The sequence below is a fragment of the Archangium sp. genome, from assembly GCF_057119385.1.
This window is the reverse complement of the sequence record NZ_DBNGVP010000154.1, coordinates 315,891-340,687: the sequence shown is the minus strand read 5'-3', so window position 1 is coordinate 340,687 and position 24,797 is coordinate 315,891. Positions and strand designations below refer to the sequence as shown.

The window sequence follows — 24,797 nt, the reverse complement described above, 5'->3', positions numbered from 1 at the left end:
CCAGCTCCTCGCCCACGTCCGCTCCCTCACCCTGGCGGCCTACTCCCACCAGGACGTGCCCTTCGAGAAGCTCGTCGAGGAGCTCCAGCCCTCCCGCGATCTCAGCCGCAATCCCCTCTTCCAGGTGGTCTTCAACCTCCAGAACACGCCGCAGCCGGAGCTCGCGGTGCCGGGTCTGAAGTTGCGGCACGTGGAGGTGGAGATCCCGATCTCCAAGTTCGATCTGAGCCTCGCGCTGGCGGAGACGGCGGAGGGGCTCGAGGGAAGCCTCGAATACAACACCGACCTCTTCGAGCCCGCGACGGCCGCCCGCATGGCCGAGCACTTCCGCGTGCTGCTCGAGGGCATCGTCGCGCACCCGGAGCAGCGCCTGAGCGAGCTGCCCCTGCTCACCGAGGCCGAACGGCACCAGTTGCTCGTGGAGTGGAACCCGCGCACGGACGTCCCGCGCGAGGACTGCATCCACCACCTCGTGGAAGCCCGGGTGAAGCAGTCACCGGACGCCCTGGCGGTCAGCTACGAGGACCAGCACCTCACCTACGGAGAGCTCAACCGGCGGGCCAACCGGCTCGCGCACCACCTGCGCGCGTTGGGGGTCGGCCCCGAGACGAAGGTGGGGCTCGCGGTGGAGCGTTCGCTGGAGATGGTCGTGGCCATCCTCGGCGTGCTCAAGGCCGGCGGCGCCTATGTCCCGTTGGATCCCGCCTACCCGAAGGAGCGCCTGGCCTTCATGCTCCAGGACAGCCGCGTCCCGGTGCTGCTCACCCAGGCCCGGTTGCGCGAGGCCTTCCCGCCGTCGGACGCCGAGGTCATCTGCCTCGACGTGCCGGATCCGGTGCTCCACTCGCGGAGCGAGGAGGATCCGCCGCCACTCGCGGCGCCGGCCAACCTCGCGTACGTCATCTACACGTCCGGCTCCACCGGCAAGCCCAAGGGCGCGCAGCTCAGCCACGCCGAGGTGGTGCGGCTGTTCCGTGCCACGGAGCACTGGTTCCACTTCGACGCGCGGGACGTCTGGACGCTGTTCCACTCGTACGCGTTCGACTTCTCCGTCTGGGAGCTCTGGGGTGCGCTGCTCTACGGTGGGCGGTTGGTGGTGGTGCCCTACGAGGTGAGCCGTTCGCCCGAGCACTTCCACGAGCTGCTGCGCCGCGAGCAGGTGACGGTGCTCAACCAGACGCCGTCCGCGTTCCGGCAGCTCATCCAGTACGAGGAGTCCTCGGGCCGCTCCGAGGGGCTGGCGCTGCGCTACGTGGTGTTCGGCGGTGAGGCGCTGGAGTTCGGCGCCCTGCGGCCCTGGTTCGAGCGTCACGGCGATGCACGGCCGCGACTGGTCAACATGTACGGCATCACCGAGACGACGGTGCACGTCACCTACCGGCCGCTGAGCACCGCGGATGCGGAGGGCGCACCGGGCAGCAACGTCGGCGTGCCCATCCCGGACCTCCAGACGTACGTGCTCGACAGCCACCTGCACCCCGTGCCCATCGGCGTGACGGGCGAGCTGTTCGTGGGAGGCGCGGGCCTGGCGCGCGGCTATCTGGACCGGCCGGAGCTGACGGCCGAGCGCTTCATCCCCAACCCGTTCGCCACGACGCCGGGCGAGCGGCTCTACCGCAGCGGCGATCTGGCCCGGTACCGGCCGGACGGGACGCTCGAGTACCTGGGCCGGATCGATCACCAGGTGAAGGTGCGCGGCTTCCGGGTGGAGCTGGGGGAGATCGAGGCGGCGCTGCTCGAGCACCCGGATCTGCGCGAGGCGGTGGTGCTGGCGCGGGAGGACGTGCCAGGAGACAAGCGGCTGGTGGCCTACATCGTGGCGGCCAGCAACCGCCACGCGCCGGGGGCCGCCGAGCTGCGGGACCGGCTCAAGGCGCGGCTGCCCGAGTACATGGTGCCCTCGGCCTTCGTGCCGCTGCCGGTGTTGCCGCTCACGTCGCACGGCAAGGTGGATCGCCGCGCCCTGCCCGTGCCCGGTACGGTGCGCACGGAGGCCTCGCGGGCGCTCGTCGCGCCCCGGAGCCCGCTGGAGCTGCAGCTCGTCCGCATCTGGGAGGACGTGCTGGGGGTGTCGCCCCTGGGCATCCGCGACGACTTCTTCGAGCTGGGCGGGCACTCCATGCTCGCGGTGCAGCTCGTGGAGCGGATCCGCGAGGAGACGGGCCGCGACTTCCCGCTGGTGTCGCTCTTCAAGGGCGCCACGGTGGAGAAGATGGCCACGCTGCTCGAGCAACAGGACGCCCGGCCGTGGTCCCCGTTGGTGCCGCTCAAGCCCCACGGCACGCGGGCGCCGCTGTTCTGCATCCACCCCATGGGTGGCAACGTGTTGTGCTACGTGGAGCTGGCGCGCCTGCTGGACGCGGAGCAGCCCTGCTACGGCATCCAGGCGCGCGGCGTGGAGGGGGGCGAGCCCTGCTCGAGCATCGAGGAGATGGCGGCGCTCTACATCGAGGCGCTGCGCTCGGTACAGCCCTCGGGCCCCTACCACCTCGCGGGCTGGTCGCTGGGCGGCATCGTCGTGCTGGAGATGGCCCGGCAGCTCACCGCGCGGGGCGAGCAGGTGGGGCTGGCGGCCATCATCGACGCCTACCCGCTGAGCACGATGCGCGAGGGCGTGGCGAGCGACGCGGAGCTGCTGGAGGACATGCTGACGCAGGAGCTGGCGTCGATGCTGCTGCCGCTGACGGGAGAGGAGCCGGCGGCGCTGAAGGAGCGCCTCGCGCGGATGCCGCGGGAGGAGCGGCTGCGGCACTTCTACGAGGAGCACCAGAAGGCCAACAGCCCGCTGGCGCAGGTGGGCTTCGAGCGGGTGAGCAACCTCTACCGCGTGTTCGAGTACACCGCGCGGGCGTGGGTGGGTTACCGGCCACAGCCGTACACGGGCCGGCTCACCCTGCTCCGGGCCACCGAGGACATGGCGGGCAAGCCCGTCCAGGCCGGGCACGGCTGGGAGCCGCTCGCCGCGGGAGGCCTGGACATCCGCGAGGTGTCCGGCAACCACATGTCCATCATGCGCCGGCCCCGCCTCGGCGAGCTGGTGCGCCTGCTGGAGGAGTTGATGGGCGCGGGGCGGTAGCGCGGGCTACGGCTGCTTGCCCTGCTCGCGCTCCTTGCGCCGGAGCTCCCGGATGGCCTTCACCTCGGTGGACTCGCGCTCCAACCCGCACCCCTGCTCCAGCCAGTCGCGCAGGGGCTCCACCTGGGTGCGGGCGTAGAAGGGCTTCGGCGTCCCCGTGGGCGGAGGGGCCTCGGTGCAGGTGAAGGCGGCGTTCAGGGGCTGCCCCTGGCGCAGGCACGCGAAGACGGCGCTGGCGCGGGTGTCGGCCTCGCGCCACGTCTCCTCGTCGAGGATGCCGGAGCGGTAGAGCTGGAGCAGCACCCGGTGCTGCACGCCCTCGGCCCGCTCCAGGTTGGAGCCCGTCAGCGGGTGCCGGGGCGCCGCCGTCAGCGCGGAGAGGAACGTGGCCTCGAAGGCATCCAGCTCCGCCGGGGACTTGCCGAAGTAGTGTTTCGCGGCGGGCCCGGCGCCCCACGTTCCATCGCCCCACTCGATGACGTTCAGATACAGCTCGAGGATGCGGCGCTTGGACAGCGTCCGCTCCAGCTCCTTCGCGATGAACAGCTCGCGGAGCTTCCGCCCCAGCGACTGCTCCGGCCCCAGGAAGACATTGCGCGCGAGCTGCTGGGTGATGGTGCTCGCGCCCGACAAGGTGAAGCGCGTGAAGATCTGGGACAGGAGCTGGCCCCAGTTGAAGCCTCCGTGGCGGAAGAAGACGAGGTCCTCCGACTTGACGATCGCGCAGGCCAGCACCGGGTTGGGGGGAAGCACCTCGGCGGGCTCGAGCCGGAACGTGTCCTCCGCCTTGTTCAGCTCCCCGGCCCTCACCCGCATGTAGCTCGTCCGCTCCGGCGTCTGCGCCACCAGGGGCGAGACGTCCGGGACCGTCCGCGAGAGGATGAAGACGTAGACGGCGAAGCCCCCCAGGACGCAGAGGCTCGCGGTGGAGAAGGGACGGCGGATTCGAGCGGACATGGGCACCCAGGATAGCGCGGCCCTGGTGTCTCGTGGCCCGGCGATTGGGGCCGGCCCGGGCTCAGCGGTAGCGCGAGGCCTGGAGCTCGTACATCGTCGCGTAGCGCCCCCCGCGCGCGAGGAGCGCCTCGTGAGCCCCCTCCTCGACGATCTTCCCGCCCGTCAGCACAAGGATGCGATCCGCCATCCTCACCGTCGAGAAACGATGGGAGATGAGGACGGCCATCTTGCCCGTGGCCAGCTCCCCGAAGCGCTCGAACACCTCGAGCTCGGCCTGGGCGTCGAGCGCCGCGGTCGGCTCGTCCAGGATGAGCAGCTGCGCATCCCGCATGTAGGCGCGCGCCAGGGCGATCTTCTGCCACTCCCCACCCGACAGCTCCACGCCCCCGTCGAAGCGCCGGCCGAGCACCTGGTCATACCCTCGCGGCAGACGATCAATCACCGGATGGGCGAGGCTCTTGCGCGCCGCCTCCGTGATGAGCGCCCGATCCTCGAGCTGTTCAATCTGGCCGATGGCGATGTTGGTCGACGCCGACATGTCGTAGCGGCCGAAGTCCTGGAAGACGACGCCCATCTGACGGGCCAGGTCCTCGATGTCGTACTCCCGCAGGTCCACGCCATCGAGCAGGATCTGCCCGGACGTCGGATCATAGAGCCGCATCATCAGCTTCACGATGGTGGTCTTGCCCTGCCCGTTCTCGCCGATGAGGGCGAGCCGCTCGCCCGGGGCCAGCCGGAAGCTCACCCCCTGGAGCACGGGCTCGGAGCGCCCCGGGTAGCAGAAGGTGACGTCGCGGAACTCGAAGCCCTGGCGGATCGGACGGGGGACCTCGAGGGCCTTCGTGCCCGAGCGGACGGTGGGCTCCATGGCGAAGAAGGCGAGCACATCGCTGATGTAGAGCGACTGCTCGGCCACGCTCACCGCGGTCCCGAGGAGATCCTGGAACGTGCGGTTCGCGCTGGCGATCGCGCCGGCCAGGAACGTGAGCCCGCCCACGCTCACCTCGCCGCGCGTGGCCTTGTACACGACGAACGCGTACGCGCCGTAGTAGCCGAGCGCGCCCACCACCGACAGCAGCGACAGGCCGGGGAACGAGCGGCGCCACAGCCGCACCACGTCGTCGAGGATCTCCCCGGAGACCAGCTCGTAGCGGCGCATGAGGAAGGGGCTCAGGCCGAACATCTTGAGCTCCTTCGCGCTCTCCTTGCTGGCCCCCAGTTGGCGCAGGTAGTCCAGCTCGCGCCGCCTGGGCGTGTTGCGGAAGTTCAAGGCATACAGCCTGGCGCCGAAGCGCGCCTGGGCCACCGCCGCCGGCACCAGGCAGAGGATGATGTTCAGGAGGATCCACGGGGAGAACACGAGGATTCCAGCGCACAGGCCCAGCGCCGTGACGAGCTGCTGCAGGAAGCGGGCAATGCCCTCGATCATGGCGAGCCGATCGGTGGCCTGCACGCGCGCCCGCTCCAGGCGATCATGGAAGGCGGGATCCTCGTACGTTCCGAGGTCGAGCCGCGAGGCATGCTTCATCAGCCGGAGGCTGATGTGGCGGGTGTACTTCTCGGCGAGCACGGCGTTGAAGTACTGGAGGGCGCGGGTGAGGATGCCGCCCGCCGCGGCGAGCGAGAACTCCAGCCCGACGAGCATCCAGAGCCGCCGGGACATGCCCTGCTGGATCGCCGATTCGGTCACCACGCAGTCGATGATCCGGCCCGCGACGCCCAGCAGGAGCACGGGGATCAGCGCCGCGATGATCCGCAGCGTGAGATTGGCCAGCACCGCCGAGGGCGAGGCCTCCCAGACGATGCGCAGCAGGGGCGGGATGTTCTTGAGTGCCGCGCTCCTGCGTTGCGGCTTCGGCTTGTTGTCGGACGCTTCCATCACGCTCCCTCGCGCCATGAGTATCAGATCAGCCCGCGGCCTCCCATCCCGGTCATGGCGCCAGCATGACGCGCCGCGGCCGGCCGGGCGCCAGAAGCGCGACGGGCCCTCTCGCCAGATGGCGCGGGCTCTGGCACATTTCCCGCCTCCCTGTTGCAACAGCAACCCCGATTCCGCGAGCCGAACCCATGACGTCACAGCCCCTGTACCGACTGGCCGACCCGGCCTTCGCCGAACCCCTCGTGAATGGCTGGGCGGCGTGGTGGCTGAACGTGGCCCCCGTTCCCGCCTGCCTCCATGTCCACGGGTACCAGATTCCCCTCCTCCGGGCGTATCTGCAGAGCCCCGACTTCCACTTCAAGGCGGCGAGGGATCGCGCCCTGAGCGGCAGCTCCTTCGTGGACGTGCCGCCCGCTCGCGCCGGTGAGGTGAAGGCGCTGCTGCAGAAGATGCAGGCGGATCAGGCGGACTGCATCAAGCTGGCCGAGGCCCATGAGGAGTTCCAGGGCTGGTTGCTGACGGAGGCCCGGGGCCAGTCGCTGGAGCCGTTGTACGAAAAGCTGCCCGAGCCGCTCAAGGGACGGGTGGAGCTGCTCTACGACTACAACAACCGGCCCTTCGTGCGCTTCATGGAGGGGATGTTCTACCGGAGCCGCTACTACAAGCGGGAGCTCCAATCGCTGCGCCTGGGCCTGCTGCCCTCGGACTCGGCGCGCTCCACCTTCCTCACCACGCCGCGGCTGCCGGAGCCGGGGCAGCTCGACTGGCAGGTGCCCTTCGACGACGAGCGTCTGGACAAGCTCTTCCAGATGGACCTGGAGCCCCGGCCGCTGGGCTACGTGCGCGATCTGCTCGGCCCCGCGGCGAAGAGCGACGAGGAGGTGCTGCCATTGCTCTCCGGCGCGCCGCTTCCGCCTCCCGCCGCCCCGTGGGAGGGCCCCAAGCCCCGCGTGCGCTACCTGGGCCATGCCAGCGTGCTCATCGAGTGGAAGGGCGTCTCCATCCTGGTGGATCCGGTGATCAGCTCCCGCCCCATCGCCGAGGGCCCGCCGCGCGTCACCTTCCAGCAGTTGCCGCCGCGCATCGACTACGTGCTCATCACCCACAACCACCCGGATCACCTGGACTTCGAGACGCTGCTGCGGTTGCGGCACCGGATCGGCCATCTGGTGATGCCGCGCGCCAGCGGCCTGCTGGTGGGCGACTTCAACCCCCGCTTCCTGGGCCTCGCGCTCGGCATCCGGAGCGTGCACGCGCTCGACACCTATGAGTCGCTGCCCCTGCCGGACGGGGAGATCCTCGCCACGCCCTTCCTCGGCGAGCACGGAGACCTGGGCCACTCCAAGTCCAGCTGGCTCATCCGGGCGGGCCAGGAGAAGCTCCTCCTCGTCGCCGACTCCATGTGCGTGGATGACACCCTCTACCGTCACCTGCGCCAGGACCTTGGAGACATCCAGACGGTCTTCATGAACACGGAGATCGAGGGGGCTCCGCACACCTGGACGATGGAGGCGCTCTTCCCGAAGAAGCGGGACCGCAAGATGGAGAAGAACCGGCGCTGCCGTGGCAGTACGCGCGCCGAGGGGCTGCGGTTGCTGGAGCTGGTGGGCGCCCGGAGGCTCTACAACTACGCCATGGGCCTGGAGCCCTGGATGGAGCGCATCATCGGCCCCGCCGCCACGGCGGAGACGCCCCGCATGAAGGAGTCCGACCTGTTGCTGGCCGAGTTCCGCTCACGCGGGGGGACCGCCGAGCGGCTGTACGGTGCCACCGAGCTCCAGCTCGGCGGCTGAGTCAGACCATCCTTCCCCGGTAACGCCGGGCCGCTCCCCGGGATGCCTCGGGCTCCAGGGAGCGGTCACCAGGCAGCCGTCCGAGCCCTGGCCACTGCCCGTGTGTCTGGCATCCACTCCAGGGTCGTACGTAGGGCCCCAGGCGCGTTCCGGCCAGGTGGGGACTACTTTGCCATTCCGCTGATGTCTCAGTGGAACGGGGCTTGTGGCCCAGGCCCGGGGGAGGAAATACGGAGTGAACCTCGAGACACATCGGTCCACGAGCCCACCTGCCTCCCTGGCGGACCTGTTGGATTCCCGGCGGGAGGAGATCACCCGCCAGTGGCTCGAGCGGCTGCACGCCGGCCCGTCCCCCGGGCTCCCGAGCCGGGCCGCCCTGGAGGACCACATCGGGGACTACCTCCGGCAGTTGGCCACGGTGTTGCGCCGCACCGGAGGCAGTGAAGCCGCCGCCGTACCGGACCAGAGCGCCGAGGCCCGGGTCCACGGTGGCCAGCGCCTGAGTCAGGGGTTCGAGCTCCCCGCGGTGGTGCGGGAGTATGGCGTCCTGCAGGACTGCATCCTCGAGCAGGCGAGACAGGCGGGCGTCCCCTTCTCCTTCACCGAAGTGCAGCACCTGGTCTCCTTCATCGTCACCGGCATCGCCGAGGCGGTGGACGCGTACACCGTCCAGCGCGACGAGCTGCAGCGGCAGAACGAGCGCACCGCGCAAAAGGAGGAGGAGGCCACGCGCGCCCGGCTGCTGAGGGAGTCCGAGGCGCAGCGCGAGCGCCTGGCGGCCCTCTTCCAGGAAGCGCCCGCGCTCATCTTCGTGCTGGAGGGCCCCGAGCACATCCTCACCCTGGCCAATCCGCGCCTCCAGCAGGCCATCGGCGTGCGGGAGATATTGGGCAAGCCCCTGCGCGAGGCCCTGCCGGAGCTGGAGGATCAGGGCTTCCGCGTGCTGCTCGACAACGTCTACCGCACGGGCGAGCCGGCCGTGGGCCACGAGGTGCGTGTCTGGGTCTACCGCAACGGCGGCCCCCCGGTGGAGTGCTTCTTCAACTTCGTCTACGCGCCCAACCGGGGCGCGGATGGGCGGGTGGAAGGCGTCTTCGTGCACGCGGTGGAGGTGACGGAGCTGGTGCGCGAGCGCCAGAAGACGGAGGAGGCCCTGGCGCTGCTGGACACCCTGCTCACCACCGCGCCGGTGGGGCTGTCCTTCATGGATCGCGATCTGCGCTACGTGCGCGTCAACCAGATGCTGGCGGACATCATCGGCGCTCCCATCGAGAACGTCCTGGGCCACGGGGTGAAGGAGGTCGTCCCCGGACTGGCCACCCAGCTCGGGCCCATGCGCCGCCAGGTGCTGGAGACGGGACAGGCGGTGCTCGGCCAGGAGGTGACGGGCACCACCCCCGCGACGGGCGGGGAGATCCACCACTGGCTCATCAACCACGCCCCGGTGCGCAACCGCGCCGGCGAGGTCTTCCTCGTGGCCAGCGCGGTGCTGGACATCACCGAGCGCAAGCGCGCCGAGAGCGCCACCGAGGAGCGCTTCCGCCTGCTGGTGGAGGGCGTGGAGGACTACGCCATCTTCATGTTGGATCCCGAGGGCCGGGTGGCCAGCTGGAATCCGGGCGCCGAGCGCATCAAGGGCTGGAAGGCGGAGGAGGTGATCGGCCATCCCATCTCCCTCTTCTACCTGCCCGGGGACGTCATGGCCGGGGTGCCCGAGGAGTCGCTGCGCATCGCCGCCTCCGAGGGGCAGTACCGCACGGAGGCCGTGCTCGTGCGCAAGGACGGCACCCGCTTCTGGGCGGACGTGCTCATCAGCGCCCTGCGGGACGAGCGCGGCGGCCTGCGCGGGTTCGCGAAGATCACCCGCGACATCTCGCCGCGGCGGCAGGCCGAGGAGGTGCTGCGCGCGACGACGCGGCGGCTCGAGGCGATCCTCGAGACGGCGGTGGACGGCATCCTCACCATCGACGAGCAGGGCGCCATCCAGAGCGTCAACCCGGCCACGGTGCGCATCTTCGGCTACGCGCCCGAGGAGCTGATCGGCCGGGACATGCGCCACCTGGTGCCCGAGCCCCAGCAGCGCAGGAACCTCGGCACGGGGGTGCGCAAGCTCATCGGCATCGGGCGCGAGGTGTACGGCCGGCGCAAGGACGGGCTCGTCTTCCCGCTGGAGCTCTCCGTCAGCGAGACGCTGCTGCCCCAGGGGCGCTTCTTCACCTGCATCGTGCGCGACATCACCGCCCGCAAGCGCGCCGAGGAGGCCCAGGCCCTGTTCGTCGAGATGGGCACCCTGCTGTCCCAGTCCCTCGACGTGCACACCACCCTGAAGAGCCTCGCCTCGCTGGTGGTGTCACACCTGGCGGACTACTGCATGGTGGATCTGCTGAGCGAGGACGGACAGCTGCTCCGGTTGGAGCTGACGGCCCGGGACGCGGATCGTCAGGCCCTGCTGCACCACACGATGATGTACCCGCCCCACCTGGGACATGGGGGCGTCATGCAGCAGCTGCTCAACACCGGCGTGCCCCTGGCCGAGCCGGACGTCACCCCCGAGTGGTTGGACTCCGTCGCCCGCAGCGAGGAGCACCGGGCCCTGCTGGAGGCGCTCTCGCTCAAGTCGGTGATCCTCGTGCCCCTGGTGGCGAGGGACCGGAAGCTCGGCATCATCTCCTTCGCGTGGAACCGGTTCCGCCCCACGTGCACCTCGACGGACCTGGAGGTGGCCCGGGGCGTGGCCGATCGCGCGGCCATGGCGCTCGACAACGCGCGGCTCTACCAGCAGGCGCAGGCGGCCATCCAGGAGCGCGAGGATCTGGTGGCCATCGTCAGTCACGATCTGCGCACGCCGCTCAACGCCATCGCCCTGTCCGCCACCACGCTGCTCAAACGCGAGGACGTGGACGAGCGCACCTCGAAGGCGGCGCAGCGCATCCACAGCTCGGCGGACCGGGCCAGCCGGATGATCCGGGATCTGCTCGACTTCAACCAGGCGCGGATGCGGGGCATCCCCGTGCACCGCGAGCCGCTGAACCTCCACGAGCACGTCCGGCGGGTGGTGACGGAGGTGCGGCTGGCCTGGCCCAACCGGCGCATCTCCTTCCAGGCCAGTGGAGACGGCTGGGGTGAGTGGGATGGGGATCGGCTGGCCCAGGTGGTCACCAACCTGGTGGGCAACGCGCTCCAGCACAGCCCCCGGGACACGCCCGTGCGGGTGTCCACCCGGAGCGAGGGCGAGGACGTGCTGCTCGAGGTCCACAACGAGGGGAATCCGATCTCCCCCGAGGTGCTCCCGGGACTCTTCGAGCCCTACCAGCGGGGACCGGAGGCGGGGGCGCGCCAGGGGAGCCTGGGACTGGGCCTCTTCATCACCCGGCAGATCGTCCTGGGCCACGGAGGCACCATCGACGTGAGCTCCACGGACGAGGAAGGCACCACCTTCACCGTGCGCCTGCCGAGGCGCCTGGCGGTTCAGGACCAGTTGATGTCGTAGTCCACGTCGAGCGGGGAGATGCGGTGGCCGCGCACCTGGACACCGGAGACGCCGGAGCGCTCCACGACGGCGGTGAGGGTGCCCTCGATGTAGTTCATGGGCAGGAAGTCACGGCGCGCGAGCATGCGCGCCTGCTTGTCGCCGAGCCGCTCGACGGTGCGCTCGCCATAGCTCAGCGCGGCGCGGCAGGCGTTGGGGAAGGCGGAGAGGAGCCGGTGCGGATCATTGCCGGCGAGGGCCACCATGGTCTTGCCCACGGTGGAGTTGAGGAAGTCCTCGGTGGCGCGGCGGCCGAGCCGGCGGAGGACGGCATCCCTGCCGCCCAGCCTGGGGCCGAGCACGTCCGCGGCGGTGTAGATGGCCTTGAGCAGATCGCCGACCGGGTAGCTGCGGAAGTCGACGTACTTCTTCTCGCCGGCGGCCGTGATGCACTTCGCGCGGGCCTCCTCGCCGCCCAGAGCGCGCGCCGCATCGAACAGGCCGTTGAAGAACATGCCGCGGGCGGTATCCGCGGGGGTGGCCAGCGAGAGCAGATGTTCCAGTCCGGGGGCGGGAATGGAGGTAGTAGGCAGGGGCACGGTGGGGGGACTCCAGGAACTTGTCCGGCGGCGCCCATTAGAGCGCAAAACGCGGCGCTGACCACCTATCGCGTCGTCAGACCCGCTCAGGACCCATCACTCCACCTTCACGCCGCCTGAATTCCGGGATTTCGCGGCGGCGCTACAGCGCTGTAGCGCGCCCACCGGGCCGATGGGGGCACCGGTGGGCGCGGATCAGGCGCGAGTGGGAGGAGCGCTTACGGCAGTTCCTCGGCCAGCAGGAGGTTCTGCCCGCGGTTCCAGCCGAAGTAGTTCGAGCCGCAGGTGCTTCCGTCCCCATGCAGTGTGGTCGACCAGATGGAGAACGTGTGGAAGCCGGGCGTCAGATTCGGAATGATGCACGTCAGGTTCGCCGGATGGTGATGGTCCTGCACGGCACCCGCATTCCACACGTACTGGCCGTTGATGCACCCGGTGGGCTGGTAATCGACGTACAGCTGGAATTGGCCCATGCGCCCATTACAGCCGGCGACCGCGCGGAACGTGTCCGAGTACGTGACCTTCACCGTCTTTCCGGGAGCGCTGACGTAATGAACGATCTGTCGCGCACCGACGCCGGCCCATACACCAGAGATTTCGCCACTGGCGAAGCCCATGTTCGAGTAGGTGAGCCCCGTGTTCGGGAGTTCCTCGACGAGGAGGAGCGGACTGCTCCGCTCCCAGCCAAGGGACGCTTGACCGCCCGAGTTCGCTGAAAGGGCAACATCCAACGTGTGCTGAGCAGCGGAGACGTTCGGCAGGATGCAGGTCATCACGAATGGATTGTGAAGATCACCGCCTGTTCCTTGGGCGTCATACTTACCCGTGTAGCAGTTGGTGTTGACCCCATCGAGCCGCACCATCACCGTGCCGTGCCCGCCGTTCTGGTTGTAGCCCACACGTAGAGTATCCGCGAGCGTCACCTTGAGCAGCGTGGACGCGGACTGCTTGAGGAACGTGACTTCACGCCCGCTCATCTTTGAGTATGACGGGACGGCCGTACCGCTCCACCCCCCCGCCTTGGAAAAGGCGTAGGGCTTTGAGCCATCGAGTTCTTCGGCGAGAAGCAACGCACTGCCGGACGTTACATGACCGATGTAGCTGGTTCCTCCGCTCGCCATCGTCCACACGTCGAATTCGTACAGCCCCTTCGGGAGCTGATCGGTGAGGCAGACGTTGGCGAAAGGCAGGTGATAGTTCTGGTTCCAGCCAGCCGTGTTCGCGTTGTACTGCCGGGCGTCGCAGTTGATCGAACTGCCGTTCATGCGCACCGAGTAATAACCACTCCCTCCGTTGAGGTTGAAACCAACCCGGAAATTGTCGGAGACAGTGAGCTTGATACGCGACGTATCGCTGCTCTTGTAGATCCAGACCCGGCGCGACACGGGGACCCACAGGTTGGTGATCTCACCGGATTCGTAGCTTCCCGGCTGGTTGTTCGCCCACTTCGTCCGGAAGAAATTGGCCGCGCTGCACACGAGCTGGGTCGTCGTGACCTCGGAATCGCTCAGCGTTCCGTCGCCATTCGAGTCGAAACCCGTCTTCACGGCCGTGCCGCCGTACGCGCAGTTGGCGCCCGCGGGCTCGGAATCGAGCCGTACGAGGGCCTCGCCCCGGTTCGGGTCCAGCGTCGCGGTGAGCCCGTTGCACACGAACGTGGTGTTCGTCACCTCACCGGTGCCGAGCGTTCCGTCACCATTCGCATCGAAGCCGCTCTTCACGGCAGTGCCACCCTGGCCGCAGTTCGCACTGGCCGGCGCGGCATCGAGCCTGACGAGCGCCTCGGTACCACTCACGCCCGCCGATCCGGTGCAGACGTACTGCGTCGTCGTCACCTCGGTGCTCTCGAGCTGCCCGTTGACGTTCACGTCGATACCACCGAGGACGGCCGTTCCGCCCTGGGGGCAGTTCGAGCCGGCGGCCTCGGACAGCATCTTCATCAGGTACGCATTGCCCTTCTTCTCGCCCTGCCCATTGCAGAGGAACTGCGTGTGGGTGACCTCGGAGTCCCCCTGCAGCCCGTCGGCGTTCGTGTCGCGCCCGGACAGGACGGCGGTGCCACCGGAGGCACACCGCGCACCCGGCGCCTCGGGCATCAGCTTCACGAGCGACATGCCGCCAGCCTGGGGGCCGCTGCCGTTGCACACGTACGAGGTCTGCTCCACCTCGTCGTCGCTCAGCGAGCCATCCCCGTTGTGATCGAGGCCCGTCTGGAGCGCGGTGCCACCCTGGGGGCAGCGGGCGCCCGGTGCCTCCGGAATCAGCCGGACGGCCGCGTTCTTGCCGTTGCTGCTGGAAGTACCGCCCTGCCCGTCCGCGCCCGGAACCTCCGAGGGCGAAGAACACGCGGTGATCGCGAAGACGAAACCGGCCACGACAGACGGACGCCAACTCCACTGCTGGGACATTCAACCTCTCCTGGATTGCAGAAGCGTGGGACACGCCGCATCGCGGTCCGTTCACGCATCAGTGCGCGGAAGAGAACTGTGTTTGCCCTATCACCGTCAAGACACCGGACCCGCACCAGCGAGGCGCCAGGAATAACGGCCGATCAGCAGGCAAACATGCTTGATTCATATCATGTAAGAAATTGGTTCAAGCTCGCCATGGGCAGGCTGCTCGGACAGTGCGGCATGCGGCAGACCCGTCTGAGGAGCAGGCAGGCCCGAGTCCTCCCATTTCCCACTTTGTTGATTTGAGGACAAAATTTTCTTCACCCATGCTCATCAGTCCCGCTCCCGCCCCGCGCACAGAGCCCCTCCTCTCCTCGCCCGCGCTGGAACAACTGCTGACCTGTTACCCGAGGACCCCCGAGGCGGAGGAGCGGCTGCGCGAGCTGCATGCGCTGCTGACATCGGCCCGGCCCCAGGAGCCGCTCGCGGCCCGCCTGACGTGGCTGGAGGAGCTGGTCCGCTGGCTCCAGGCTCGTGGTGCCACGCCCTCGCGGCGCGGACGGCTGGCGCCGGTGGAGTCCCCGGGCTCGGCGCGCCTGCGGCTGCTGGTGGAGGTCCTCGGCGAGGCACCCGCGTGGTGCGAGTCCCTGCGCGATGTCCTCGCGTCGGTGCTCGCCGAGACGTCCGCGCTGAGGTTGTTCACCGAGCCGGGCCTGTCCGCCGCACGAGGCCTCCTGGGGGATGCCGTGGCGCGGCTCGGACAGCGGCTGGTGCCCCCGGCGCCGGACGAACGGGACCTCTCTCCATTCGTATGGCGCCTGTTCCCCGGGAAGGAGGGACAGGCCTGGCTGGATGAGTTGTCCGAGGAGCTGGTGGTGGCCTTCTGTGCCCTGCTGCGAGCGCCCTCCTTCGCCCCGTTGACGGAGGCGGTGGAGGACGCGGTGCTCGTACTCGCCGCGCGCGCGAGTGCCCTCGGTCTGGCGAGTGACGTGCTGGCGCGGCTGCCTCCGGGGCCACTCGAGCACTCCCCGTTCGTCCGCCTGCCGCGCGCGTGCGAGGCATTGCGATGGGAGGTGCGAACGGGCGCGCAGGGCTCCACCGTGGAGCGGCGGCGAAAGGTCTGCGCCGAGGCCATCGCCGGTTGCCGCGCCGCCACGCAGCGCGTGCTGCGCCACATGGATGCACACGCCGTGGGGACGGATCTCGTCTACCGGCTCGAGCAGCTCGGCCACGCCCTGGATCGGCTGGAGTCACTGCTGTGGTTGCTCGCCCCGGACCGCGTCCACGCCACCCCTGGCGCCGCCCTCCGGCTGTTGTCCTCGCTGGTGGATGCGCACGCGCGGGAGCGCAGCGTGGCCGCGCTCTTCCGCAGCAGCGTGCGGTGCATCTCGCGGCGCATCTTCGAGCACACCGGCGAGGTGGGCCGCCACTACATCGCCACCACCCAGGACGAGTACCACCGGATGGTGAGCGCGGCGGCCGGCGGCGGGCTGCTCACCGCGGGCACCGCGGCGCTCAAGCTGGCCATCACCTTCGCGGCGCTCCCCCTCTTCTTCGAGGGGCTCGCGGCCGCCACCAACTATGCCCTCGGCTTCCTGCTCATCCAGCTGCTCGGCTTCACCCTTGCCACCAAGCAGCCCTCCATGACGGGCGCGGCCCTGGCGGCCTCGATGGACGTGAAGGCCGGTGACAAGGGGATGCACAGCCTGGTGCGACAACTGGCCTGCATCACCCGCTCGCAGCTGGCCTCGGTCTTCGGCAACCTCGGAGCGGTGGTGGCCACCGTCACCGTCGTGGGACTCGTCCTCCAGGCGCTCCGGGGCCAGCCACTGCTGGAGCCGAGCGAGGCGGAGTACGTGGTGCGCTCGCTCCACCCACTGAAGAGCGGCACCCTGCTCTTCGCAGCCCTCACCGGCGTGCTGCTGTGGTGCTCGAGCGTCTTCGGCGGCTGGCTGGAGAACTGGGTGCACTACCAGCGCCTGCCCGAGGCGCTCGCGCGTCACCCCGGCCTGCGCTGTCTGCTCGGTGAGGCCCGGGCGAAGTGGCTGGGCGAGGCCCTCGCGCGTCATGCGTGCGGCCTGGGCGCCAATGTCAGCCTCGGATTGCTGCTGGGCATGACGCCCGCGGTGTGCCGCTTCTTCGGTCTGCCCATGGACGTGCGGCACGTCACCCTCAGTGCCGGCACCCTCGCCTTCGCCGGCACGGCGCTGGGGCCCGAGCGGCTCGTGGAGCCGGCCTTCCTCTGGGCCGTGGTGGGTATCCTCTGCGTGGGGGTGATCAACCTGGCCGTGAGCTTCTCGCTGGGGCTCTCCGCGGCGGTGCGGGCCCGGGGCCTGGAGCCGGTGGGCTTCCTGCGCCTGGCGGGCGCGGTGCTCGCGGGCGGCCTGCGCTCCCTGTCCGAGTTCGTCCTTCCCCCCGTGACCCTGCTGCCAGCGCCCCCACCCTCGTCGCGCTACGGCGTGCGATCGGCGGCGCGCCCGCGCGCTTCCACCCGAGGTGGAGAGGGCTTCCACGGAATGCCTCTCGCTCCGAGTAGAACCCCTCCCAGTACTCCACATCAGAGCAGGTGAAGCGCCCGGGCTCGGCCCGGTAGACTGCGTCTCCGTCGCCACTCCCTCCCGAGCACGACCATGACCGCCGCCCAGACCGCCAAGACCCTCCTCACCCGCCTCCACGAGGCCCACCCGGGTGCCCGCTACGAGCTCAACTGGAGCACCCCCTTCGAGCTGCTCGTCGCCACCATCCTGGCCGCGCAGTGCACGGACGAGCGCGTCAACCGCGTGACCGCCACCCTCTTCAAGAAGTACCCCGGCCCCCAGGCCTTCGCCGAGGCCGACACCGCCGCGCTCGAGGAGGACCTCAAGCCCACCGGCTTCTTCAAGCAGAAGACGAAGTCCGTGCAGGCCATGAGCCGCGAGCTGCTCGCGAGCTTCGGCGGCACGGTGCCCCAGACGATCGACGAGCTCATCACCCTGCCCGGCGTGGCCCGCAAGACGGCCAACGTCGTGCTCAACACCGCCTTCAACCTCCCCTCGGGCGTCATCGTCGACACCCACGTGGCCCGCGTCAGCCAGCGAATGGGCCTCTCCAAGAAGGAGAAGCCCGAGGAGATCGAGAAGGATCTGATGAAGCTCGTCCCCCAGGACCAGTGGACCTTCTTCGGGCCCGCGACCGTGCTGCACGGCCGCTACACCTGCACGGCTCGCAAGCCCAGGTGCGAGGCCTGCCCCATGAGCGACATCTGCCCGAAGATCGGCATCGAGGAGTAGGACGCCCCGCCCCACCCGGTGCTCACCGGGCGGCGCGAGCCACCCGCGCGAAGTGGTGGGCGAGCCGCTCGAGCAGCTCCCGGTTCTCGGCCTCGGCCGTGCGGAGCTTGGGGAGCTGGGAGCGCAGCTCGTCCACGTCCTTCTCGTACAGCTCGACGAGCTCCTCGGCACCCTGGGTGAACCAGCGGTCGAGCTCGTCCGCGGTGAGCTCCAGGTGGAACTGGAAGCCATACGAGTCGCCGAGCCGGAAGGCCTGCTGGGTGTAGCGATCCGTGGAGGCCAGGAGCGTGGCGCCGGGCACGGCCTTGAAGGTGTCCTGGTGCCAGTGGGCCACCGGGGTGCGCGGGCGCACGCCGGCAATGACGGGATCGGCGAGTGCCTCCTTCGTCCAGCGCACGGGGGCCACGCCCACCTCGAGGCCGTTCTTCCCGACGAAGACCTCGGAGCCGGCCGCGGCCGCCAGCAGCTGCGCGCCCAGGCACAGGCCCAGCACCGGGAGCCCCAGGGCGAGCCGCTCGGTCACCAGGGCCAGCTCCTCGCCGAGGAAGGGATGGCGATCCGCCTCGTAGACGCCCATGGGGCCGCCGAGCACCACCACCAGCTCCGCGTTCAGGTCCTCGCGCTTGACGGTGCGGAAGCGCTTCACCAGCGTGAAGCCCGCCGCCTCCAGCGCCGGACCGAGCAACCCTGGCCCCTCGTGCTCCTCGTGCTGCATCACCACCGCGCGCATGGCGCCTCCTGGATGGGAGTCCGGGCACCGTAACGGCAAAGGCCCCACCCGGGAAGCCCGGATGAGGCCTTCATCGCCGCGGAGCCGGAGCTCCGAGCCCTTACGGGCAGGGAGAGGTGCAGACCAGCTCGCCCGTGATCGGGTGCTTGTAGCAATACGGCGCGCAGGTATCGGCCGCCTGCACGGGGGCGGAAGCGAGGCCCAGGCCCAGGGCGATGGCGGCGACGGCGACGAAGAGAACGCGCTTCATGGGGTGCTCCTTGGGGGGTTTGAAGTGCAGCGCGGTGACGATAGGGGATTGCCTCAGAGCCGGATAGCTTTTCCTGTTCTCCCGGATATTTCCCGTTTCGGCGCACGAGGGCTCCTGGGGAGTGTGCGCGCCATGCGCCGCACCGCCTCGGCGAGCTCGGACTCATCGGCAATGCGAGCGAAGCCCAGCCGCACCGCGGGTACGGGGCGGCCATCCCCGAGGCCGATAAATCTCCCCACCGAGGAAGGATATAAACCCACACGATCGGCTTGATTCGGGAATATTCGCCGAATATCCATCTCGATCATGGGAAGGATATCGGGAGCCCGGAACCGCAATCATGACGAGACGCGCTCGCGGCTCCTGGCGAGCGTAGCGCAGCAGATGCTGATGTCGGGCGGCTCGCACCCGAGCATGCGCGTGCTCGCGGAGGGCGCCGGGGTGGATCCCGGGACGCTGAGGCACTACTTCGGTGATCGCCACGGCGTGGTGCAGGCCGCCTTCGATTACCTGTTGAAGTTCGGACAGGAGCGCCAGGCCTGGGCGAAGTCCCTGGCGGAGCTGCCCGCGAGAGAGGCCTTCACCCAGCTGCTGGGGCAGATCGCCGCCGCGTGGTCGGGAGCCCTGGGCGGCATGCACGCCGCGGGCTTCGCCGAGGGCATGGCGGACTCGGAGCTCGGGCAGATCTACGTCTCGTCGATCCTCGAGCCCACGCTGGTTTCCGTCGAGGAGCTGCTGATTGTCTTCCACACGCGAGGAGAGCTGTCCGTGCCGGATGCGCGGGTGGCCGCGCTCGCGTTGATGTCACCGCTGCTGCTGGGGCTCTTCCACCAGCATCAGTTGCAGGGCCGCCGTTGCCGTCCGCTCGTCCTGGAGCGCTTCATCGAGCAGCACCTGGACGGCTTCTTGAAGGGTTACGCGAAGAGCTAGTTCCACGCTTCATTCCAACAGGGGAGTTGTCCATGCTTTCACCGCGTCTATCGACGGTGCTGGTCGTGTTGTTGCTCGTGGCGGGCTGTCAGTGTGGCGGAGGGGGTGAAGTCCCCACCGTCCCGGAGAAGGTGGTGGGCCACTGCGTCTACACGAACCGGTTCAGCAGCATGGAGGAGTGCCGCGACTACGTCGGTGAGTGGACCGACGAGGCCGCGGTGGAGGACTGCAAGGATCAGGGCTCGACGGCGGTGCTGGGCTCGGCGTGCAACCTGCCGGAGCGGCTGGGCTACTGCTTCCTGGGGGGCGAGAACGAGCGGTGGACGCGCATCAGCTTCCCCGGAGTGGACGCGCAGCAGTGTGGCTCCATGCAGCGCGGGTGCGAGCTGTTCGGCGGTGGCGTGTTCGACCCGGCGCCCGTGTGCGGCGGGCAGGTGGAGGACAGCGGTGGAGGGACGGGGCTGCCCACGTTCCAGCAGCCGGTGCTCAACTGTGTGGATCCCAAGCCGGGCGAGCCCGCCGGGATGTCGCCGGGCGGAAAGGTCTGCACGTGGGAGATGATCTCCGGAGCCACCGAGCCGGGCCGCAGCTTCATGGACTACGCGAGCTGCGATCGCGTGCGCACGCAGCGTCCGTACTACCCGGTGCCGCCGGCGGAGAACGCGGAGCGCGAGGACGCGCGCATGCAGGATCCGGCGTACGTGGCGGAGGCCAACTGGGTGAGGTCGCAGATCGAGTCGACGGCGTGTGTCTGCTGCCACTCGACGCGTGCGCCGAAGGGCCCGTCGAACTGGTACGTCGAGTCGCCGGGCAACTTCCTCAACTCCTTCCATCCGCGAGGCCTGGCCATGGGCGCCGGGTGGATCAACACGGTGGGCTTCGGCGCGTACCCGCGTGAGCAGAACAACGGCTTCTCGCGAGCGGGCCCCGAGAACCCGCACGACTCCATCTTCGTGACGACGGATCCGGTGCGGATGATGAGCTTCTTCGAGGCCGAGCTCTTCCACCGGGGCTACAAGCGCGAGGACTTCGCGGGCCAGACGTACGGCGCGGGTCCGCTGGACGATCAGCGCTTCTTCCGGCCCTCGCTCTGTGAGAACGGAGAGGGTGTCGCCGCGGACGGGACGCTCACCTGGAGGGGCGGCAAGGCGCGGTATGTGTACGTGCTCGAGGCCAGCGCCACGTCGCCGACGGTGCCGCCGAACCTGGATCTGCCCACGGGCACGCTCTGGCGCATCGACGTGCCGGTGGATGGAACCCCCGTGTCGAGCGGGACGGTGCGGTACGGCGTGGTCCCCACGGGCCTGTCGCAGCGCTTCCCGGCGTCCGGCCAGCCCGACGCGCTGGTGAGTGGCAGGACGTACTACCTGTACGTGCTGGCGGACATCATCATCCCCGTCACCCGCTGCCTGTTCACCATGCCGTAGTCCTCCACGATTTCTGCACGAACATTCCTCGGGGGGTGCACGGGGCGTCCATTCCCGTTGCACCCCCCTGTCCCACTCTGGGCCCATGAGCCCAGACACCCTTCCTCCCACGCCCTCACCGCGTCCACCGGACTCGCCGGTCCGGCGCGCGTTCAGGTGGCTCGTCCGCCACCACGTCTTCGGCAGCCTCCTCATCGTCGTCTTCGCCACGGCGGTCATCGCCGGCCAGGTGGCGGATCGGACGGACTTCGCCAGCTCGGAGCTGGCCCGGGACGTGGAGGAGCGCTGGGGCGCCCCCGTCGTCCAGCCCGCGCCCTCGCTGCGCTACGTGCAGAGCGGCACCATCTTCACCGAGCTCAAGCCCCTGCCCTTCGACAAGCAGCACGTGCAGGTGCAGTCCCGGATGAACTACCGCAAGCGGGGCCTGCGCTACTTCTCCGGCTTCGACTTCACGATCTCCGCCGACTACGCCGTCCTCAACCGCGAGGGCCACGACATCGACGTGGCCTTCATCTTCCCCATCGAGGTGGACAAGTCCCAGGTGCTCCTCTCGGAGCTGCAGTTCCTCGTCAACGGCGCCGAGTCGGACCTGGACCTCGGCGAGTCCGGCAACCGGCTCGTCTGGACGGGCCGCATCTCCCAGGGCGCCACCAACACCTTCTCCATCCGCTACCGCGCCCGGGGGCTCGACTCGTTCATCTACAAGCTGGATCCCGCCCTGCCGGCCCGTGACGTGCGGCTGCACATGGCCGTCGAGGGGGGCGAGAACTTCGACTATCCGCCCCAGGTGCTCTCGGCCAGCCGGGTGGAGACCGGGCGCGGCACGGTGGCGCTCGACTGGGCCTTCCAGTCGCTCGAGTCGGGCGTGAGCCTCGGTGTCATCCTCCCCTCGGTGGAGGCGTATGATCTCGTCATCTCCACCATGGCGGGCCGCGCCTGGGTGCCCTTCCTCGCCCTGCTGGCCCTGATGGCCGCCTTCAGCATCCGCCACCGCCGGCCGCTCGCCTTCTACGAGTCCTACCTGCTGGCCTCCGCGTACGGCTTCTTCTTCGTGCTGCTGGCCTACCTCGCGGCCTTCATGAACTTCTACGTGGCCTATGCGGTGGCCACGCTCGGCCTCGGCGCGGCGGTGGTCGTCTACGCGAAGCGCCTCTATCCCCAGGAGAAGAGCGCGCACCTGGCGGGCGTCTGGGCGGCCACGCTCGTGGTGCCCACCACCGCCGTCATCCTCCAGGGCTACACCGGCCTCATCTACACGCTGGAGATCCTCGCGGCGCTGCTCGGCCTGATGGCCCTCTCCACCCGCGCGAGTGTGCGGGCCCTGCTCTCGGATCTCCCCCCCGGCGGTGAACCGCCGCACGCCCCCATCGCCCAGGAAGCGAGGTGAACCATGTGGACTTCTTCTCTCGTACTCGGATTGCTGCTGACCGCTTCGGCCAGCTCCCCTTTTGCCCCGGCCACCGTCTCGGGCTCCGCGACCATTCCCCTCGAGGAGCTGCTCCCGTTGTACGCGAAGCGCCCGGAGCAGGCCCCGCCCGCCCCGCCCACGGATGCGCTGGTGGTGAAGAGCCAGCTCGAGGGACGCCTCACCGCGGACGCCCTGCTGGTGGACGCGCACTTCGAGGTGGAGGTGCTCGCCAGCGAGCGCTGGACCCAGGTGCGGCTGCTGCGGCTCGACGCGGACACGTACCTGACGGCGCTCCCCACGTTGGACAAGGCCACCGTGGGCGCGCTGGAGGACCAGCTCACCCTGGTGACGCGCGAGCCCGGCCGCTACAGCTTCGACGTCAGCCTCGTGCTGCGGCCCACGGGCAGCGGCTCCGATCGCCAGGTGCAGCTGCGCTTCGGCTCCCACGTCACGCCGGTGCCGCTGCGGCTGAAGGCGGATGCCACGGCCTTCACCGTGACCGAGCCCGCCACCTCCTGGGGTGAGGACTCCGAGGTGTACCCGCGACAGGGGGTGCTGCGGCTCGGCTGGCGCACGGCGGTGGCGCCGAAGGTGGCCCGCCAGGTGGTGCGTCCGCCGCTGGAGCCGAGCATCCCCGAGGCCCACGCCTCCTGGGTGTCCACGCTGGAGGGCAAGGCCGCGGTGCGCGTGCGTTACGCGCTGCGGTTGGATCGCGAGCAGGAACTGGAGCTGGAGCTGCCCGAGGGCCACCGGCTCGAGCGGGTGCTGCTCGACTCGGTGCCGCTGGTGCCCGCCGAGAAGGACGGCAAGCTGAAGCTGAAGGTGGCTCCGGCGCGGTTCGGGGAGACGGAGGCCTCGCTGGAGGTGGTGCTGGCGAGGGACCTGGGCGTCTTCCACCTGTCCGGCCGGCTGAAGCTGGCGCTGCCCCGGGTGTCCTGGCCGGTGGCCACGGTGCGGGCCCGGGCGCACTTCCCGGCCGTCTTCAACTACCGGCGCGACGGCGGCAGCATGGAGCAGTACGAGGAGACGGAGGCGAGCAACGGACTGGAGACGCAGACGCCGCTGCCCGGCAAGGTGCTCCACTTCCGCCAGTACCTCGTGGCGGCCTCCGCGCCCACGCTGGAGCTGGGCTACTCGGTGGACATCTCCCAGAGCTACTTCCGGTGAGGTGCTGACTCAGCGCCGTGAGAAGCGCACGAGGAGGCCATCGCGCGGGAGCGGGATGGGGAAGGGAATGGGGCTCAGATCCTGGCCGGGGACGAGCTCCCACTGGTAGCCGCGCACCAGCAGGGCGGCGACCACGGCCATCTCCACCATGGCGAAGTGCTGCCCGACGCACACCCGCGGGCCACCGCCGAAGGGAATGTAGGTCCCCGGTGGCTTCTGCTCGTTGCGCTCGGGGCCCATGCGATCCGGATCGAACCGCTCGGGGGAGGTCCACGTGGCGCCGTGGTGCGTGCCGCGGATGCCCAGCGAGACCTGCCACCCCTTGGGGATGCGATAGCCACCGTAGGCCACGTCCTGCGTCGTCACCCGGAAGGCGCCCGCGACGGGCGGGATGAGGCGCATCACCTCCTGGATGACCTGGTGCAGGTAGGGCATGGCCCGGAGCGACTCCAGCGTCAGCGGCCCCTTCTCCGCCACCTGCTGCTGCTCCTGGCGGCACCGCTCCAGTACCTCCGGGTGCCGGCCCAGCAGCATCATCAGGTTGGAGGTGGCCGTCACCGTGGTGTCATGACCGGCGAAGAGCAGGAGCTGGAGCTCGTCGAGCACGGTCTCGCGAGGCAGCGGCCGGCCCTGCTCGTCCCGCGCCGAGAGCAGGGAGCCGAGGGTGTCGGGGGGCTGCTCGGCCAGCTTCTCGCGCTCGGCCACCAGCGGGGTGAGGTACGCGCGCATCTCCTTCTCGGCGGCGACTCCCCGGCCGAAGGTGGTGAAGGGGATGTCCAGCGACACGGCGGCGAAGAGCCCCGCCGCCCATCGCTTGAACAAGCGGCTCATGTAGGCCGCGTCCACCCGGCTCTCGCCCACCAGGAGAACGATGGCCACCTCGAACACGAGCGCGCGCACGGCGTCCACGGCCCTGAAGGGCTGCGGCGCCGAGAGCCACTGCTCGCAGTGCTGGTGGACGAGCGCCTCGATGCGCGGCACGAAGTGGCGCATGGCGGCGTAGGTGAAGTGGGGAGCGAGCAGGCGGCGGCGCTCCAGGTGGGCGCCGCCGTTGATCATGGCGACGGACTGCTGGCCCAGCAGCTTCCGGGCGCTCAGGTGCCAGCGGTTGCGCAGGTACTTGTTCTCCCCGGCGAAGATCCACCGGTTGGCCTCGGGGCCGAGCATGAAGACGATGGGATCTCCCAGCACATGGGAGCGGAAGACATCCCCGTGGAGGCGGCGGCGCTCCTCGAGGAACTTCCCACCGTCCCGCACGAAGGCGAGCGTCTCGCCCAGGAGGGGAAGCCCCGAGCTGCCAGGCGGCAACGGCAGGCGGGAGACATCCACGGAGGAGCCAGGCGAGTTCTCGGGAGAGGCCAGTGTTTCCATGGTCAGTCCGTATGCCATGGGCGCCGCGCTGTGTTAAAGTCCCGACGCTTCTGGAGCCCCGACATCCACCCACACACTC

The 24,797-nt window shown here is 69.5% G+C and carries 16 protein-coding genes; 9 read left to right on the top strand and 7 right to left on the bottom strand.

Features of this window, described 5'->3' with window-relative positions; translation table 11 throughout:
• Nucleotides 1-3,076, top strand: a 3,076-nt coding sequence (locus AC16DP_RS37530; RefSeq protein WP_483956943.1) for a non-ribosomal peptide synthetase, incomplete at its 5' end; no start/stop codon positions are given.
• Between the two features lie 6 nt (nt 3,077-3,082).
• Here AC16DP_RS37530 and AC16DP_RS37525 read toward each other — a convergent pair.
• Nucleotides 3,083-4,033, bottom strand: a complete 951-nt coding sequence (locus tag AC16DP_RS37525; RefSeq protein WP_329726046.1) for a biosynthetic peptidoglycan transglycosylase — start codon at nt 4,031-4,033, stop codon at nt 3,083-3,085.
• A 61-nt stretch (nt 4,034-4,094) separates the two neighbouring features.
• Complete coding sequence (locus tag AC16DP_RS37520; protein ID WP_329726293.1) at nt 4,095-5,912, bottom strand: ABC transporter ATP-binding protein; 1,818 nt, start codon at nt 5,910-5,912, stop codon at nt 4,095-4,097.
• A gap of 188 nt (nt 5,913-6,100) precedes the next feature.
• Here AC16DP_RS37520 and AC16DP_RS37515 point away from each other — a divergent pair, with 188 nt between their 5' ends.
• Complete coding sequence (locus tag AC16DP_RS37515) at nt 6,101-7,705, top strand: MBL fold metallo-hydrolase (protein ID WP_329726047.1); 1,605 nt, start codon at nt 6,101-6,103, stop codon at nt 7,703-7,705.
• Nucleotides 7,706-7,940: 235 nt separating this feature from the next.
• The gene (locus tag AC16DP_RS37510) at nt 7,941-11,195 is read left to right on the top strand and encodes a PAS domain S-box protein (protein ID WP_329726048.1); all 3,255 of its coding nucleotides are present in this window, start codon (nt 7,941-7,943) and stop codon (nt 11,193-11,195) included.
• Here AC16DP_RS37510 and AC16DP_RS37505 read toward each other — a convergent pair.
• Both AC16DP_RS37505 and AC16DP_RS37500 read right to left on the bottom strand, forming a co-directional pair.
• The gene (locus tag AC16DP_RS37505; protein WP_329726049.1) at nt 11,174-11,773 is read right to left on the bottom strand and encodes a DUF2378 family protein; all 600 of its coding nucleotides are present in this window, start codon (nt 11,771-11,773) and stop codon (nt 11,174-11,176) included. The two genes, AC16DP_RS37510 and AC16DP_RS37505, sit on opposite strands and share 22 nt — an antisense overlap.
• Nucleotides 11,774-11,991: 218 nt before the next feature.
• Nucleotides 11,992-14,181, bottom strand: a complete 2,190-nt coding sequence (locus tag AC16DP_RS37500; protein WP_329726050.1) for a DUF7151 family protein — start codon at nt 14,179-14,181, stop codon at nt 11,992-11,994.
• A 311-nt stretch (nt 14,182-14,492) separates the two neighbouring features.
• Between AC16DP_RS37500 and AC16DP_RS37495 the strand changes: the two genes are divergently transcribed.
• Nucleotides 14,493-16,736 carry a site-specific recombinase gene (locus tag AC16DP_RS37495; protein ID WP_329726051.1) on the top strand — a complete coding sequence of 748 codons (2,244 nt, stop codon included), beginning with the start codon at nt 14,493-14,495 and terminating at the stop codon, nt 16,734-16,736.
• Between the two features lie 60 nt (nt 16,737-16,796).
• Entirely contained in the window at nt 16,797-17,435 is a 639-nt protein-coding gene (nth, locus tag AC16DP_RS37490) for an endonuclease III (RefSeq protein ID WP_329726052.1), read from the top strand.
• Nucleotides 17,436-17,457: 22 nt separating this feature from the next.
• Here nth and AC16DP_RS37485 read toward each other — a convergent pair whose 3' ends face one another.
• Complete coding sequence (locus tag AC16DP_RS37485) at nt 17,458-18,165, bottom strand: glutamine amidotransferase-related protein (RefSeq protein ID WP_329726053.1); 708 nt, start codon at nt 18,163-18,165, stop codon at nt 17,458-17,460.
• Nucleotides 18,166-18,265: 100 nt separating this feature from the next.
• Nucleotides 18,266-18,415, bottom strand: a complete 150-nt coding sequence (locus AC16DP_RS37480; protein WP_329726054.1) for a hypothetical protein — start codon at nt 18,413-18,415, stop codon at nt 18,266-18,268.
• Between the two features lie 306 nt (nt 18,416-18,721).
• Here AC16DP_RS37480 and AC16DP_RS37475 point away from each other — a divergent pair, with 306 nt between their 5' ends.
• The 4 genes from AC16DP_RS37475 (at nt 18,722) to AC16DP_RS37460 (ending at nt 23,347) form a co-directional block, all read left to right on the top strand.
• Nucleotides 18,722-19,345 carry a TetR/AcrR family transcriptional regulator gene (locus AC16DP_RS37475; protein WP_329726055.1) on the top strand — a complete coding sequence of 208 codons (624 nt, stop codon included), beginning with the start codon at nt 18,722-18,724 and terminating at the stop codon, nt 19,343-19,345.
• Nucleotides 19,346-19,377: 32 nt separating this feature from the next.
• The gene (locus tag AC16DP_RS37470) at nt 19,378-20,772 is read left to right on the top strand and encodes a hypothetical protein (RefSeq protein WP_329726056.1); all 1,395 of its coding nucleotides are present in this window, start codon (nt 19,378-19,380) and stop codon (nt 20,770-20,772) included.
• An 85-nt stretch (nt 20,773-20,857) separates the two neighbouring features.
• Entirely contained in the window at nt 20,858-22,159 is a 1,302-nt protein-coding gene (locus AC16DP_RS37465; RefSeq protein ID WP_329726057.1) for a hypothetical protein, read from the top strand.
• Nucleotides 22,160-22,162: 3 nt separating this feature from the next.
• Complete coding sequence (locus tag AC16DP_RS37460) at nt 22,163-23,347, top strand: hypothetical protein (RefSeq protein ID WP_329726058.1); 1,185 nt, start codon at nt 22,163-22,165, stop codon at nt 23,345-23,347.
• Between the two features lie 9 nt (nt 23,348-23,356).
• On the opposite strand, the gene AC16DP_RS37455 is transcribed toward AC16DP_RS37460, so the two are convergent.
• Nucleotides 23,357-24,718 carry a cytochrome P450 gene (locus tag AC16DP_RS37455; protein ID WP_329726059.1) on the bottom strand — a complete coding sequence of 454 codons (1,362 nt, stop codon included), beginning with the start codon at nt 24,716-24,718 and terminating at the stop codon, nt 23,357-23,359.
• Nucleotides 24,719-24,797: the final 79 nt, after the last annotated feature.

What these genes read in the sequence shown, in the direction of transcription:
- AC16DP_RS37455 (WP_329726059.1), bottom strand. Translation starts at nt 24,718, where the DNA reads ATGGAAACACTGGCCTCTCCCGAGAACTCGCCTGGCTCCTCCGTGGAT.
- AC16DP_RS37465 (WP_329726057.1), top strand. Translation starts at nt 20,858, where the DNA reads ATGAGCCCAGACACCCTTCCTCCCACGCCCTCACCGCGTCCACCGGAC.
- AC16DP_RS37485 (WP_329726053.1), bottom strand. Translation starts at nt 18,165, where the DNA reads ATGCGCGCGGTGGTGATGCAGCACGAGGAGCACGAGGGGCCAGGGTTG.
- AC16DP_RS37480 (WP_329726054.1), bottom strand. Translation starts at nt 18,415, where the DNA reads ATGAAGCGCGTTCTCTTCGTCGCCGTCGCCGCCATCGCCCTGGGCCTG.
- AC16DP_RS37495 (WP_329726051.1), top strand. Translation starts at nt 14,493, where the DNA reads ATGCTCATCAGTCCCGCTCCCGCCCCGCGCACAGAGCCCCTCCTCTCC.
- AC16DP_RS37470 (WP_329726056.1), top strand. Translation starts at nt 19,378, where the DNA reads ATGCTTTCACCGCGTCTATCGACGGTGCTGGTCGTGTTGTTGCTCGTG.
- AC16DP_RS37475 (WP_329726055.1), top strand. Translation starts at nt 18,722, where the DNA reads ATGGGAAGGATATCGGGAGCCCGGAACCGCAATCATGACGAGACGCGC.
- nth (WP_329726052.1), top strand. Translation starts at nt 16,797, where the DNA reads ATGACCGCCGCCCAGACCGCCAAGACCCTCCTCACCCGCCTCCACGAG.
- AC16DP_RS37520 (WP_329726293.1), bottom strand. Translation starts at nt 5,912, where the DNA reads ATGGAAGCGTCCGACAACAAGCCGAAGCCGCAACGCAGGAGCGCGGCA.
- AC16DP_RS37525 (WP_329726046.1), bottom strand. Translation starts at nt 4,033, where the DNA reads ATGTCCGCTCGAATCCGCCGTCCCTTCTCCACCGCGAGCCTCTGCGTC.
- AC16DP_RS37460 (WP_329726058.1), top strand. Translation starts at nt 22,163, where the DNA reads ATGTGGACTTCTTCTCTCGTACTCGGATTGCTGCTGACCGCTTCGGCC.
- AC16DP_RS37500 (WP_329726050.1), bottom strand. Translation starts at nt 14,181, where the DNA reads ATGTCCCAGCAGTGGAGTTGGCGTCCGTCTGTCGTGGCCGGTTTCGTC.
- AC16DP_RS37515 (WP_329726047.1), top strand. Translation starts at nt 6,101, where the DNA reads ATGACGTCACAGCCCCTGTACCGACTGGCCGACCCGGCCTTCGCCGAA.